Source organism: Xanthomonas sp. NCPPB 3583 (genome assembly GCF_041475715.2).
Classification (GTDB): Bacteria; Pseudomonadota; Gammaproteobacteria; order Xanthomonadales; family Xanthomonadaceae; genus Xanthomonas; species Xanthomonas euvesicatoria.
This window is the reverse complement of record NZ_CM191263.1, coordinates 54,120-68,459: the sequence shown is the minus strand read 5'-3', so window position 1 is coordinate 68,459 and position 14,340 is coordinate 54,120. Positions and strand designations below refer to the sequence as shown.

Sequence of the window (14,340 nt, the reverse complement as noted above, 5' to 3'; positions counted from 1 at the left end):
TTGGGAGCCCTTGCCGTATGCCTCCGTTTGCCCTCGCTCCCCGCACCGAAACCGCCGAACGCGCGCTGGCCACCACCGACGGCCGGCCCAGCCGCGACGGCGCGTTGCTCACGCAGCGCCTGGAACGGCGTTACCACGACCGCATCACCGGCAGCTTCACCATCCCCGGGCGCGACGGCAGTTACGCGCCGATCCCGGAGGATGTGCCGGCCGCATTGGCAGATGCGTTGCAGGCGCGCGGCATCAGCCAGCTCTACAGCCACCAGGCCGATGCCTGGGCAGCGACACAGCGCGGCGAGCATGTGGCGATCGTGACGCCCACCGCCTCGGGCAAATCGCTGTGCTACACGCTGCCGGTGGTGAGCGCGGCGATGACCAGCGGCGCCAAGGCCTTGTACCTGTTCCCGACCAAGGCGCTGGCGCAGGACCAGGTGGCCGAGCTGCTGGAGTTGAACCGCGCCGGCGAGCTGGGGGTCAAGGCCTTCACCTTCGACGGCGACACGCCCGGCGATGCGCGCCAGGCGATCCGGCTGCATGGCGACATCGTGGTGAGCAACCCGGACATGCTGCATCAGGCGATCCTGCCGCATCACACCAAGTGGGCGCAGTTCTTCGAGAACCTGCGCTATGTGGTGATCGACGAGATCCACACCTATCGCGGCGTGTTCGGCAGCCACGTCACCAATGTGCTGCGCCGGCTCAAGCGCATCTGCGCATTCTATGGCGCCACCCCGCAATTCATCCTGTGCTCGGCCACCATCGGCAACCCGCATGCGCACGCGCAGGCCTTGATCGAAGAGCAGGTGCATGCCATCACCGAATCGGGCGCGCCCACCGGCGACAAGCATGTGCTGTTGTGGAACCCGCCGGTGGTCAATGCGGATCTGGGCCTGCGTGCCTCGGCGCGTTCGCAGAGCAACCGCATCGCGCGCATTGCCATCAAGAGCGGCCTGAAGACGCTGGTGTTTGCGCAGACGCGCCTGATGGTGGAAGTGCTGACCAAGTATCTGAAGGACATCTTCGACCACGACCCGCGCAAGCCGGCACGCATTCGCGCCTACCGCGGCGGCTATCTGCCCACCGAGCGGCGCGAGGTGGAGCGTGCAATGCGTGCCGGCACGATCGACGGCATCATTTCCACCTCGGCGCTGGAACTGGGCGTGGATATCGGCGCACTGGACGTGGTGATCCTCAACGGCTACCCCGGCAGCGTGGCGGCCACCTGGCAGCGCTTCGGCCGTGCCGGGCGCCGCCAGCAACCGGCGCTGGGCGTGCTAGTGGCCAGCTCGCAACCGCTGGACCAATACGTGGTGCGACACCCGGATTTCTTTGCCGATGCCTCGCCCGAACATGCGCGTACCGCACCGGACCAACCGCTGATCCTGTTCGATCACATCCGTTGCGCGGCCTTCGAGCTGCCGTTCATTGCCGACGAGCCATTCGGCCCGATCGACCCGGTGGTGTTCCTGGAAGCGCTGGCCGAAAGCGAGGTGATCCACCAGGAAGGCGACCGCTGGGAATGGATCGCCGACAGCTACCCGGCCAATGCGGTGAGCCTGCGCTCGGTGGCCGATGGCAACTTTGTGGTGGTGGACAAGAGCGACGGCAAGCAGCAGATCATCGCCGAGGTGGATTATTCGGCCGCTGCACTCACCTTGTACGAAGGCGCCATCCACATGGTGCAGAGCACGCCCTACCAGGTGGAGCGGCTGGATTGGGAAGGCCGCAAGGCGTACGTGACGCGCACGCATGTGGACTACTACACCGACAGCATCGACTACACCAAGTTGAAGGTGCTGGACCGCTTCGACGGCGGCGTGGCCGGCCGTGGCGATTGCCACCACGGCGAAGTGCACGTGGTGCGGCGCGTGTCCGGCTATAAGAAGATCCGCTACTACACGCACGAAAACATCGGCTACGGGCCGGTGAATCTGCCCGACCAGGAATTGCACACCACCGCGGTATGGTGGCAGTTGCCGCAGGCCACGCTGGGCAAAGCCTTTACATCCAAGCAGGATGCGCTGGATGGATTTCTGGGCGCTGCCTATGCATTGCACGTGGTGGCCACGGTCGCCGTGATGGCCGATGCGCGCGATCTGCAAAAGGCGGTGGGCAATGGCGACGGCGCCTGGTTTGCAGTGGCCGACCAGACCGGGCGTGGGCAACTGCGCGGCGTGGAAGAAGGCGATGCGGCCACGGTGGAATTGCAGCAGGCGTTCGTGCCCACGGTGTATCTGTACGACAACTTCCCTGGCGGGGTGGGCTTGAGCGAGCCGCTGTGGCTGCGCCAGGCCGAGCTGCTGCAGCGCGCGGACGAATTGGTACGGCGGTGCGATTGCAGCGCCGGCTGCCCGGCCTGCGTGGGCCCGGTGCTGGCCGCACATGAAGCCGCCAAAGGCGAATCGCCCAAGTCGCTGGCGCTGACGGTGCTGGCGTTGTTGTTCGATGCCGATGCGCCATTGCGGCATGCCACACAGGTGGACGAGGACCTGGCGCTGGACGTGCTTGCATGAGTGTGAGTGCGGACCGGCTGCGTTTGTTGCGGCGTCAGGCCGGGCAGGCGGATGTGCCTGCGCCGGCGAAGGCTGACGATGGCGATGCGCTGCACGATGCGCCGGCGGTCGATGCGCAGGCTGCGGATGCCGCGCCTGTCGATGAGGCCGCGCAGCCAGCTTCCGGCGCCCACACGCAGGGCACGACGCCTGCGCCTGGTCATGCCCCGGGCGTCAGCGCCGAACGTCTGCGCCTGCTGCGCCGTCAGGTTGGCGGCCTGACGCCGGCAGCGCGCAAGGACGATGCGATCATGCCGACACGTGCACAGCGGGCAGCAGTCTCCAGCGCCGCGTTACCTACTGCGGGCTTGCCGCTGCGAGAGAACGCAGCTGCACGTCATGGCGCCGTGGCCGCTCGCCCCAACGAGGCGCGCGACGCATCAACACGCACGCGCCGCGCCTTGCAGGCGCCCATGCCTGCACCGCCTGCGCGCGAGGCATCGGTATTTGCGTGGGTGGAGCACGATGTGCGCCACAAGCCGGCGCTGCCTTCGAATGTCGATGTCGATGCAATCATCGCCGTTGAGGCGGATAGCGCGCCCCATTGGCCCACAGCGCGCAGCACAGCGACAACATCGCCCGCATCGATGTCGCCGGCACCACCGGTACAGCGCCGCACCGATATCGCCGGCCTGCGCAAGATGATCGGCCTGCGCGAACGCGCGGTTTCGGCGCATGCACCCATCCGCGCGCCATCCACCGACCGATCTCTGCCTGGCAACGAGATCGCGCCCGGCCTGCATCTGATCCAGGCGTTCCTGCCACAGGCGATTCCCACCGAGGCGCTCTCGCTGGCCTTTGCCAAACGCGACGATGCCGTCGACCCGATGGACCTGCTGTTCTTCGATACCGAAACCACCGGCCTGGCCGGCGGTACCGGCACCCGCGCCTTCATGATCGGCGTGGCCGATTGGGTGGCCGATGCCGTGCAGGGCAATGGCCTGCGCGTGCGTCAATTGATGATGTCCACGATGGCGGCCGAAAGCGCGATGCTGGATCTGTTCCGCACCTGGCTGACACCGCGCACCGTCCTGTCCAGCTACAACGGCCGCTGCTACGACGCCCCGCTGCTGAAGACGCGCTACCGCCTGGCACGTCGCGGCGACCCGATTTCTGCACTGGACCATGTGGATCTGCTGTTCCCCACGCGCCGGCGCTATCGCGGCACCTGGGAGAACTGCAAGCTGTCCACCATCGAACGGCAACTGCTGCGCGTGGTGCGCGAAGACGACCTGCCCGGCTCCGAGGCCCCGGCCGCCTGGTTGAGTTACCTGCGCGGCGGCAGCGCGCGCAACCTGCGCCGCGTGGCCGAACACAACCACCAGGATGTGGTGACGCTGTCGCTACTGATGCAACGGCTGGTGGCAGTGGACGCGCAGGAGCGCAATGCGCTGACGTTGGCGCGCACGCCTTGACCGGTCATGCGATTTAAGTGGGGAGTTAGTGCAGGGCAGGAGGTTGGCCGGACTTGCCCCACGACAGGGCGCTTGACGCACGCTGCGTGCACTCCACGACCACCCGTCCGGCCATTCATTGCGGCGTGTTGAGCCACGTGGCGCGCCAGCCATGGGTGGATGCTTGCGGTGGACGACATGCAACGCCGTGATGGCGCACCGCAGGCGGCTGCGGGTCATTCCGATCAGGCCACGCAGTCGCCTCCACCGATGAATCGATGGGAGGCAACGTCGGATGCGTATGCAGGTAACGCGGCGGCGCACGCCGCGGCACCTGCACGCAGGGCACTGCAACGCGGCTGATCGGCCGCCCCACCGCTCCCGGCGCCGGCTTGCCGGTGCAGGCGCGTGATCTCTCGCAATCCCTGACGCTGCCGAGCGTGGCTTGGGCGTCTGCATGCCGCCCCAAGTGCTCAACCTGCCAACCGAAGCGGTGAGCTTGGAAGGTCAATCCGTCTCGGTCTGCCTGGCCTGCTCATTGAGATAGTGGGTCACAGGCGCGCCACGGTATTTGTCGGTCAGCAAACCAAGCGCTTTGGCGCGCTTGTCCAGCGCACGCGTTGCTGCAGGGTCATTGACCATGTCTACGGTGTGATCGTGTTGCTTGCCTTCGCGAACCGCGGCGATGTGATTCGGGTCGGCGGGGATGGAGCTGGCCTGAAATTGCTGGGTTCGCTGCTTTACGATCTCGGCGTCCCGGTTGATATCGATGGGCGTTTCCGGCGGCACGTCGAGTTCATTGCCGGTATGGCCCCGGGCCAGCGTGCGGTTTTCCAGGATGGCGAGCAATTCGGCCTCGGGCTGATCGGTCAACAGGCTTTCGCCATCGTCGCGAAACGCGCCGGCCGTGGTGCGCTTGACGCCGAATTCCTCGTTGGTGAGCTTTTGGAGTTCACCGAAGTTGCGGTAAACGTAGTAATCCTTGTCTTGATTGGCGCGCGGCACGGAAAAGTCCTCATACCGGTAGCTCACCGAATACGCGGCCTTCGCGTAGGCCGAGTCCGGCTGGCGCATCCGCGTCCGAGCCATTTCCATGGCCTTGCCGGCATCGCTGTCGTCGGTGGCCACCGCCTCCACGATCACCGGGCGCATCTTGGTCCAGCTGTCCAGCCACTGCATTGCGGTGTCTGCGAGCCCGGCGGCGCCCTGCTCATTGCTTTGAAAGAAGCCGCGCAAGCGTTCGTCGTTCAACATGCCCTGGCTCAAGACCGGCACCACGTTGATCTTGGCCAGCAGGCGATCCAGCGCGGCGCGGCGCGGCGCATCCTGCGAGTGCAACGGGTTGATCTGGTAGTGCTTGTACAAATTGGACAGGAATTGGTCAAAGCCGCCCGTGTAGTACTTGGCATAGACCTTGATCGCCGCAGCCTTGCGCAGGTCCGGCCGGCGCATCAGCAGCATCGCCACCGCTTCGCCGGTATTTTCCTTGCAGTCCAGCGCCACCGACATCGGCTCGGGCTTTTTGAGCACGTGCTCCAGCATCTGCTCCACACCGGCGATGGTCTGGTCGGTCTTGACGTAGTTTCCGTTAGCCGGGTTGCGAATCACCAACGGCATCTCACGCAGCTCGGCAAACGGCACCTGCGACACCAATCGGTTCTGCGGGTCGCCTGCCATGCGGCCGATGCTGAAATCGTGCATCAACACCGGCACGCCATCGGAACTGACTTCGACGTCCAGCTCCAGATTGCGGTAGCCCTGCTCGTAGGCATGATCGATGGACGCCAGGGAGTTTTCCGGAATGCCGGCGTGATTATCGAACAGCCCGCGATGCACCATGACGTCCTTTCCGAACGCACGCGTGCTGGGTGCTTCGAAGTAGTGGTTGTGCACGAGCGACTTTTGATGATTGCGCAACAGCACTTGCTTGCCTTCCAGCAGGCGATGGTCGTTGGCCTTGAAGAACCCGGCGCCACCGTCGCGGGCCGGCACCTCGTGGCCGTGGTAGCGCGCGGCTTGCTGCAGCTTGCGCCGCCCCGGCGTGCCTGCGGCAGGCTGCAGCCAGTTCGGCGTTGCCAGCCCGTGGCCGGAGAGATTCAACTGCTTGCCAAGCGCGGCAAGCGCCGGGTCGCTGAAGGTGTCGCCAGGCGCAAACGCGCGCTGCAGATTGAAGATGATGCGACCTTGTTGTGCATCGATCAGCACCGGGCCTGCGGCCGCACGTGCGCGTGCGGGCAGCCCGCGCGACATGGCATTGAAGGCGGCGGTATCCAGATACACCGGCTCCAGTGTGCCGGCGGCAAAGCGTGCGGCAATGCTGTCGGGTTTGAGCGCCGTGCCGGCCTGCGCAAGATGCGTGGCAAGCTTGGCTTGCAGGGTCTGCACGGTGATCTGGCGCGCCTGCACTTCGGCCAGACGCTGCTCTGAGAATTCGCTGTCGAGCGCCACCAGGGCCGGCTTGCCGGTCATCGCGCTGTCGTTCAACGGCACCAGCGGGGGCATATTGGTGGCGCGGCGACGCGGCCTTTCTCGCAGTGGCGGAGTGTTGCCCGGCATGTGCGGCACCTGCGTCGGGCTGATCGCACTGGTGTGCGTCGGTAGTGCCGGCGCGGCAGTGTGCGCGATAGAAGGTTGCAGAGGACCGATACGCATGATGACCTCGAAAACGCGGCGGGCGGCCAGTAAAGCGCGTGGCATATGACAATTGGCAAATTAGGCGAAAAGTACCGCCCGGATGCGAAACGATGCCTGCGTTGCGCGCGTTGGCAGGCGTGCGGCGCAGGCATTGTTTGGACGCGTTGCCCAGCACTTGGCGCGTATATCGCCGCGCATGCGGTGCGCTAGAACAGCGTTTCCTTGAACGGCAGCATGGCCGCGCCCAGCACGGTGGCATGCGCCGTCACCTGCCCGACCTGCAGCGTGGGATACGGCAATGCAACGCCACGCCGCGGCGCAGGTTCGAAGGCGATGCGGGCGATCAGCCGTTGCGCAAGATCGGTGGGCAGCCGCGCGCCAAAAACAATCACACGCGGATCGATCAACGCAATGATCGCCGCCACCGCAAGCGTCACTGTCGGCTCCACTGCATCCAGCCACGCATCGATCTGCGGCCAGGCCGCATCGTAGTGCTGCAGCATGGTGTGCAGGTCCGGCAGCGCGTGGCCATCGGCGGCCAGCGCCTGGCGCAGGCTTTCCAGGGTTGGCCGGGCCATGCCGGTGATGGCCGAGATGCGCCCCAGTTCGCCCACATTGCCGTGCGCGCCGCGGCGCACGTTGCCGGCTGCAATCACGCCGGCAGCAAAGCCGTCGGAGATCGACAGATACACCAGGTCCGGCGATTGGCGGCCAATGCCGTACACGGCCTCGGCCAGGGCGGCGCAATGGGCGTCGTTGTCCATCCAGACCGGTAGCTGCAGGCAATCGGCGACAAACCGGTCCAGCTCCACCTGCATCCATTCCGCTGCCAGCGACAAGGGCGGATTGACCCGGGTGCCGTCGCCGATGCGCGGGCCGGTCATGCTCAGACCGACGCCGAACACATGCTGCCGATCCACGCCGGCCGCCGTTAGCAGCGCCTCCACCAGGGTCGGCAGTTGTGCACGCACCACCGCCAGCGTCAGCGGGAAGGCCGTGAGCTGGCGCATGCCGCGGACCTGGCCGGCGAAGTCGATCAGCACCACCGCAAAGCCATCGACCATCACCGACACCCCCACGCTGTATGCATACCCCGGCACCAGGCTCACCTGCGCGCTGGGTTGGCCACGGCCACGCCGCAACGAGGGCCGCAGCTGCAGCAGGCCGTGCGCCACCAGCGGGTCGACGATGCCCTTGATGCCGGGCACGCTGAGCCCGCTGGCGCGCGGCAGATCCGCACGCTCGAATTGCCCTGCCCTGCGGATCAGATCCAGCAGCAGGCGCTCGCTGGAACCGGCGGCCTGCCCATCGCTGCGGCGGCGGTAATGCGAACGAATGGCTGCGTTTGCGAACAAAGAGGGCATGCAGGGCGAAACGTCCGTCGTTGTCATAATTGCTTTAATTAAGCAGCTTAATTTAATCCGTCCGCGGCCCTGCGTTGGGGCCACCGACGTTGATATCGTGCCATGCGCCTGTTGCATCCCCCTTCCCGCCCCACTCGCATTGCCCCGTCTTGGCCACAGCCTCCGCATGCGCTGTCGCTTGCGCTGGGGCTGGCCTTGATCGGCTGGCTTCCTTCGCACGCCACCGCAGCCGACATGTCCGGCGGAGGCGACGCGCTGACCCTGGACGCGGTGCAGGTGCGCAACCCGTTCCAGTCGCAGAACACGCGCGCCATCGCCACCAAGCAGGCGGCGCCCACCATCGTCGATTCGGTCGCCGCCGACAGCATCGGGCAATTGCCGGACTTCAATGTGGGCGATGCGCTGCGCCGGGTCACCGGCGTGAGCACGGTCGAGTACCAGGGCGAACCACGCTATGTGACGGTGCGCGGCCTCAACGGCAACTACAACAGCATGCTGATCGACGGCTTTGCCTTCGCCAGCAACGACATCGGTAGCCGCCAGGCGCTGATGGATGTGCTGCCGGCCAACTTCGTGGACCGCATCGATGTGGTGAAGTCGCTGCTGCCGGAGAACGATGGCGGCGCGATCGGTGGTGTCACCAATCTGGTCACCGCCACCGGCTTTGCCCGGCCCGACGGCCTGCTGACCGCCTCGGCCAAGGGCGGCGCCAACCTCATGGGAAGCCGCTATGGCGGCCGCACGCCGGTGGGCGAAGGCGAGCTGAAATGGGGCAAGCGCTTCGGGCGTGACGGCCAGTTCGCGTTTTTGGGGGCGGCCAGTGTCTGGCGCCGTGAGATTTCGGTGCCGCAGCAGGAAAATGGCGGCGCCCTCAATTGGTACAACGCCGACGGCACGCGCGCGTCTTCGGCCTATGGCGGCACCGGCGCGGCGGTGCCCAGCGAACGGCGCTGGTACAACTACGACAACACCCGCGAACGGCGCAGCGTGACCGCACGCGTGGATTGGCAGCCGGATGGTCCGCTCAGCGGCCATGTGTCCGGCTACACGTTCGACCAGCACGAATCTTCCGACCGCAATGCCCAGGTCGCCCAGGTGCAGAACAGCGCGCGCCTGACCCGCAGCGGCCCGCAAAGCGGCACGCTGGACAATCTCAACCAGCTCGTCGAGTTGGGGCAGCTGCGCTGGAAGCGCGGGCTGTCCGGCATCAACGGCGAATTGCTGGCCGAGCTGCCTGACCAGTGGCGCGGCGCGCTGCGCGCAAGCACCTCGCGCGCCACGGTGGACAACCCGCAGACCTGGGACCGCTTCCAGCAGAATGGCCTGGCTTACGGCTTCGATTGGAATGGCACCCTGCCGGCATTCACGGCCCTGGACCCGGCCCTGGCCGACGACCCGACCCGTTACGCCAACCTCAACCACCAGCAGGAGCGCACGACCTACGCCGAACGGGTGAGCGACCTGCAACTGGAGCTCCGTCGCAACATGGACGAAGACAGCCAGGGGCTGGGACTGGCCTTTGGCCTGCGACAGGTGCGCACGCACATGCAGACCGCGTTCCAGCGCACGACCTGGAGCGGGTTGCCTTATTCGCTGGCCGATGTGCTGGGCAACCCCACCTGCGCCCTGGGTTGCAATGGGCCCATGTTGATCATCGACCCGGACCTGGCCGACGCGCGCTGGGATGCGGTGTCCGGCCAGGCGCGCGGCGTGGCGGACATCACCGCGCAGAACAGCGGCACCTACAGCGTGGATGAGCAGGTGCGCGCCGGCTTTGCACAAGCACAGTGGCGCGGCGAGCGCTGGCGGTTGGCCGGCGGCGTGCGCCTGGAGCAGACCCGCTTCGGCAGCAGCGGCCAGCAATTGAGCGGCACCGTCTGGGCGCCTGTCAGTGCGCAACGCACCTACCGCAACTGGTTGCCATCGCTGGCCGGCCAGGTGCAGACCAGTGCCAACGGCACGTTACGCTTCGGCGCCTCGCGCTCGATCGGGCGACCGCGCCTGGACCAGATGGCGTTGAACGGCGGCGTGCTCACGCTGGGCAGCAACCCGCCCACGCTCAACCAGGGCAACCCGGACCTGCAGCCGCGTCGCTCGCAGAATCTGGACCTTGGCCACGACTGGACGTTCGACGACGGTGGCAGCCTGCTGTCGATCGCGCTGTTCCACAAGACCATCGACAACGAGATTTTCCGTTACGGCCAGCTGCAGAGCATCGACGGCGAGCAGGTGCTGGTCACCCAACCGCGCAATACCGACCGGCCGGTCCGCATGCGCGGCGCCGAACTTGGCGCGATCAAGGAACTGGGCCCGTGGCTGCCCGCGCTGGCCGGGCTGTCGGTCGGTGCCAATGTCACCTTCCTGGACGTGGACTACCCGGTGGTGCTCGGCGATGGCAGCCGCACCACCTTGTCGGTGCTGCCGCAGCAGCCCAAGCAGCTGTGGAATCTGACCCTGAACTACGCCCGTGGGCCGCTGCGCAGCACCCTGGCCTGGAGCCGTACCGGCGAGCTGTGGGACGACCGCTACCCCAACTACAGCAACCAGCAGGAGTTTTATCGCAACCGCTACCAACAGCCGCTGGACCGTCTCGACCTGAAACTGGCCTGGGATGTCTCGCCGGCAGTGGCAGTGAGCCTGGATGTGCTCAACCTGACCGGCCAGGGCTACGAATACCGCATCGGCCGCCACCAGGAATACGTGCAATCGGCCTGGAAAATGGCACCTACCGTGATGCTCGGCGTCAACGTCAAACTCTGAGGGTTTTCCCATGTCGTCGTTTCTGGACACACGCATCAGCCGCCGTCGCCTGATGGCTGCCGCCGGCACCTCGCTGCTGGCCACCAGTCTCGCCACACCGGCCATGACGCCACCGCCCTCGGATGTGGGCCGCAAGTTTCTGCGCTCGCGACGGCCGATGCCGTTTGCCGGCAATACCTTCGTGGGTCATCTGGAACAACAGGGCGATGGCTACGACAGCTTCGACCGCGTGCTGAACATCTACCGCCAATTCCCCGAGCAGCGCTTTGCCCACAAGTTCGCCGTGCTGCCGCCGAGCAGCTACCACGTGACCTTGTTGGGCGGGGTCAACGAGATCGATCGCGCGCGTGGGCCCTGGCCGAGCGATCTGCCGCGCGACCATGCCTTGGCAGATATCAACGCGGCCTATCTGGCGCGGTTGAAGGAGCGCGCCGCGCCGCCGCTGGGCGCTTGCCGCTTTCTGGTCAACCCCACCGCAGCCAGGACCGGCAATAACGACAATCTGCTGATTCCGTTGAAGCCGGCCGACACGCAAACCGCGCAGCGCCTGGAAGCTGCGCGCCAGGCGCTGATGCAACTGACACGTTTGCAGCGCCCCGACTACACCAACTTCCAGTTTCATATTTCGCTGGCCTACCTGTGCGACACGCTGGATGCGGCAGAACAGACGGCGTATCGCTCCGCGGTGCGCGGCTGGCTCACACAGCTGGCAGCCGCGGGGCCGATCACGGTGCCACGCTTTCATTTTTGTACGTTCAACGACATGGACGCGTTTCGCACGGTGCAAGAGGTCTGAGGTTGCGTGGAGTCGGCGGCGCAGCGATGTGCGCCGGCCACGTGGTTTCAGAACTCCCCGCCGCGCGCAGAGCGCTTGGTTTTCTGCCTGGCGTGCTCGGCAAAGGCCTGGCGCTGCGCTCGTCTTGCGCATCGCCCGCTACCGGTGCGCTTGCGTCACCGCCGTGGTCATCTGCCACGCGGCACACTCCTGCTCGAACTCGGCCAGCGTCAGCAGCCCCATGCAGGCATGCGCACCGATCGGCAACCGATGCCCGGCGGCAAGTTTGCGTATCAGCAAGACCGCGGCGAAACACGGAATTTCCGGGCCGTGCAGCATCGCGGCGGTGAGGTCCCAGTGCAGCACCAGCGGGCGGCTTGCCCCGTCCGTGCCATCGCAGGTGCCGCGCAGCTCCACGCGCATGCCGCCCAGATCGGTGCCGAAGCGGTCGAACCAGCGCCCGGCGTTGGCAAACACATCGGCCAGGCGCTGCATCGGTAGCGGCACGCCGCGTCGACGTAGCCAGGCGACGCCGGCCAGGCAGCGCTGCAGGAACGGCACTTCCAGCGCCGCACGAAATTGCACGGTCTGCACGCCGGGATAGCGCTGCGGCAACAGGTCGTGATCGGGCACATCGCACGGCGAGGCCAGGCGTGGGGCGAGCTGCGCGAAGTGCACGCGCGTGGGGCGCGCCCAGCCCACCACCTGCTGCCAGCGGCCGGCGTGCCACCAGTGGAAGGGCGTGCCGCAATACGACAGCACCGCACGCACCGTGGCCAGGCCCAATGGCGTGCCCTGTGCGGGCGCGATGACGATGCCGATCTCGTGCAATGCCGAAAAGCGCGGCAACAGCGCATCGATCACCGCGCTGGACAACGCCGGCAAGGTACTGGCGCCGCTGATCGCCACGCGCTGGGCCTGCCGCGCGGCGGCATCCATCGCCGCGGGGAAATCGCGGACGAAGGCGCGGCCATCGGCCAGATCGATGTAGTGCATGCCGGCCTGCAGGCAACAGCGGGCCACCGCGTACTCCTGTCCCTGGAACGGCCCGGCGGTATGCACCACCGCATCGGCACCGGTGGCCGCCAGCTGCGCAGGGAAGTCGCTGGCATCGATATCCAGGCGACAGGTGGAGATGCGACCGGGTGCGGCACCCGGCCATTTGGTCGCGACATCGCCCGGATGCCGCCCTGCCGCGATGACATGGATCTGCGCCGTTGCCGCCAGCGCACGCACGATGCGTGCGCCGAAATGACCGAAGCCGCCCAACACCACTACCCGATACGTCATGGCCTGCCCGCCGCCTGTGTCTGTGCACAGTATCGGCGAGCGCACCGTCATCTGCGCTTGTGCTGTTGCGCGAGGGCACTCTGCCACTAACCGTCGATACGCGTCGCGCGCCCGCTTCTCAGTGCTTCGCGCAATACCTTCAATGCCTGCTGCGTGGCCAGGCGGGATGCACCGGCCTGCTTGCTCGCCAACTCGGCCTGCCGTTGCGCCAGTGCCTGTTGCTGCCTGGACAACGCCTGCAGCGCATCGGGGGTTGCAGGCGGCTGCGCCGAGGTGGAGGTCGTGGCCGATGCGGTGCGTGTCGAGGCCTGCAGCAGGCGCGGCGCGGCATGCGCAGACAGCTGCGCGGCGAGTGCGGCCTGCCGTTCGCTCAAGGCCTGCTGACGTGCGGCCAACCCGGCTTGCGCGTCGGCCAATTGCCGGCTGCGCAGATGCGCCACGGCCAGCTGATGGAGCAACGTCGGGTCGCGCACCAGGTACTGCTTGCCATCGGCGCGAAACCACAACACCCGTCTTCCATCGCCAGCGTAGCGGCGCGCCGTCTGCAGATCATCGGGCGTGCCGTGCATCACTTCGCGATCGCCATGTATCAGCACGTAGGCATCGCCTTGGCTCTGCGTGTTTGCAATGGCATGGCCGCAGGATGTCGGCATGCCCATGCGCGGCCGTGCCGGCACAGTAACTGCAGTCGGTGCAGCGGGAGCGACCGGTGGCGCTGGAGAAATGGCAGGCGCAGCGGGCGCTGCTGGTGCCGTCCGGGCACCGGCGACGGCAAGCGCAGGCGTCATCGAGGCGGCCGGCGCTAGCGAAGCGATCGCAGGCGCGCGCCGTGCCGCGACAACCGGCGCGGTTCGCGCAACGGTACTCTCCGGTGTGACTGGCGCAACCGTTGCAATGCCATCCACAGGCAAGACATCGGCAATGGATGCAAGCTGCGTTGTTGCTGACGCAGCAGAACCAGCAAATACCGGTGCAGCAGGTGAGCTGCGCACACCGGCAACTGCAGGCACGGCAGAGGCGTGTGCGATGGCCGCGCTGCCGGCAACTGCGGCAAGGGCCAACAGCAACGCCGAACGCAGGCACAGCACGGGGGAAGTGGTCTGGATCATGTGAGATCTCCACGAAAGGCACAGCGAGTTGAGTGCCGCCTGCGCAGGGCACGCAGGCGGATGGAAACAGCGATCACGCGGCCACGGCGTTGCCGACGCTGCAGCGTCGTGATGCAGGAGTACCGGGCTGTGGCGGGCCCGTGGTGATGCAGGTGCTGCCGTTACCCAGGCGATGCCAATGCAGTGCGCCGGCCGCTGCTTGGCGTCGGGACCTGCGCCGAAAAGCAGCGAAAGGTGACTCCACTCACCGCCCGGTGGGTGCCGGGCGGTGCTCTGAAATGGCATGTACCGCGCCTACACTGCGATTCCGATCGCGCTGGCCACGCCCACCCGACGACTGCTCGCGACGCTCTGTTCTCCGCTGTTACTGCGGCCGCACGTGTGCCGGCCGTGCACGGCCGGATGTGCAGCGGGCTGCACGCCATGCGTTGCTGCTCCGTGGCCAACGGAACCCCATCGCCG

Annotated in this window: 8 protein-coding genes and 1 other RNA gene; 5 read left to right on the top strand and 4 right to left on the bottom strand. The window is 66.7% G+C overall.

The genetic code is table 11. From position 1 onward, the window contains the following. The first annotated feature begins 17 nt into the window (after positions 1 to 17). Positions 18 to 2,513: a DEAD/DEAH box helicase gene (locus ACCQ07_RS00270; RefSeq protein ID WP_029818119.1), complete on the top strand. Its 2,496-nt coding sequence runs from the start codon at positions 18 to 20 to the stop codon at positions 2,511 to 2,513. Further along, positions 2,510 to 3,967, top strand: coding sequence for a ribonuclease H-like domain-containing protein (locus ACCQ07_RS00265; RefSeq protein WP_372363675.1), 1,458 nt, complete (start codon positions 2,510 to 2,512; stop codon positions 3,965 to 3,967). Before ACCQ07_RS00270 ends, ACCQ07_RS00265 begins: the two co-directional genes overlap by 4 nt. A 486-nt stretch (positions 3,968 to 4,453) precedes the next feature. Here ACCQ07_RS00265 and avrBs2 read toward each other — a convergent pair whose 3' ends face one another. Together avrBs2 and ACCQ07_RS00255 are read right to left on the bottom strand one after the other, a co-directional pair. Then, positions 4,454 to 6,643 (bottom strand): type III secretion system effector avirulence protein AvrBs2, encoded by a 2,190-nt coding sequence (gene avrBs2, locus ACCQ07_RS00260; RefSeq protein WP_218557741.1) that lies wholly within the window; start codon positions 6,641 to 6,643, stop codon positions 4,454 to 4,456. 143 nt (positions 6,644 to 6,786) lie between these two features. Further along, positions 6,787 to 7,944, bottom strand: coding sequence for an ROK family protein (locus tag ACCQ07_RS00255; RefSeq protein WP_071117534.1), 1,158 nt, complete (start codon positions 7,942 to 7,944; stop codon positions 6,787 to 6,789). A gap of 102 nt (positions 7,945 to 8,046) precedes the next feature. Between ACCQ07_RS00255 and ACCQ07_RS00250 the strand changes: the two genes are divergently transcribed. Both ACCQ07_RS00250 and ACCQ07_RS00245 read left to right on the top strand, forming a co-directional pair. Beyond that, on the top strand, positions 8,047 to 10,704 hold the full coding sequence (locus ACCQ07_RS00250) for a TonB-dependent receptor (RefSeq protein ID WP_372363674.1): 2,658 nt from the start codon (positions 8,047 to 8,049) through the stop codon (positions 10,702 to 10,704). 10 nt (positions 10,705 to 10,714) lie between these two features. After that, positions 10,715 to 11,500: a DUF1868 domain-containing protein gene (locus tag ACCQ07_RS00245; RefSeq protein WP_008574064.1), complete on the top strand. Its 786-nt coding sequence runs from the start codon at positions 10,715 to 10,717 to the stop codon at positions 11,498 to 11,500. A gap of 138 nt (positions 11,501 to 11,638) precedes the next feature. Here the strand turns inward: ACCQ07_RS00245 and ACCQ07_RS00240 are convergent, their stop codons facing one another. Continuing rightward, positions 11,639 to 12,820, bottom strand: coding sequence for a saccharopine dehydrogenase family protein (locus ACCQ07_RS00240; protein WP_071117899.1), 1,182 nt, complete (start codon positions 12,818 to 12,820; stop codon positions 11,639 to 11,641). A gap of 35 nt (positions 12,821 to 12,855) precedes the next feature. Beyond that, on the bottom strand, positions 12,856 to 13,422 hold the full coding sequence (locus tag ACCQ07_RS00235) for a hypothetical protein (protein ID WP_218488963.1): 567 nt from the start codon (positions 13,420 to 13,422) through the stop codon (positions 12,856 to 12,858). Between the two features lie 739 nt (positions 13,423 to 14,161). On the opposite strand from ACCQ07_RS00235, the gene ACCQ07_RS00230 reads away from it, so the two are divergent. After that, a non-coding RNA gene (locus ACCQ07_RS00230) (sX9 sRNA) lies at positions 14,162 to 14,238 on the top strand. Positions 14,239 to 14,340: the final 102 nt, after the last annotated feature.

Bases quoted from the DNA above. Each gene is read 5' to 3' on its own strand.
- ACCQ07_RS00270 (WP_029818119.1), top strand. From the start codon at position 18: ATGCCTCCGTTTGCCCTCGCTCCCCGCACCGAAACCGCCGAACGCGCG.
- ACCQ07_RS00265 (WP_372363675.1), top strand. From the start codon at position 2,510: ATGAGTGTGAGTGCGGACCGGCTGCGTTTGTTGCGGCGTCAGGCCGGG.
- avrBs2 (WP_218557741.1), bottom strand. From the start codon at position 6,643: ATGCCACGCGCTTTACTGGCCGCCCGCCGCGTTTTCGAGGTCATCATG.
- ACCQ07_RS00255 (WP_071117534.1), bottom strand. From the start codon at position 7,944: ATGCCCTCTTTGTTCGCAAACGCAGCCATTCGTTCGCATTACCGCCGC.
- ACCQ07_RS00250 (WP_372363674.1), top strand. From the start codon at position 8,047: ATGCGCCTGTTGCATCCCCCTTCCCGCCCCACTCGCATTGCCCCGTCT.
- ACCQ07_RS00245 (WP_008574064.1), top strand. From the start codon at position 10,715: ATGTCGTCGTTTCTGGACACACGCATCAGCCGCCGTCGCCTGATGGCT.
- ACCQ07_RS00240 (WP_071117899.1), bottom strand. From the start codon at position 12,820: ATGACGGTGCGCTCGCCGATACTGTGCACAGACACAGGCGGCGGGCAG.
- ACCQ07_RS00235 (WP_218488963.1), bottom strand. From the start codon at position 13,422: ATGCCGACATCCTGCGGCCATGCCATTGCAAACACGCAGAGCCAAGGC.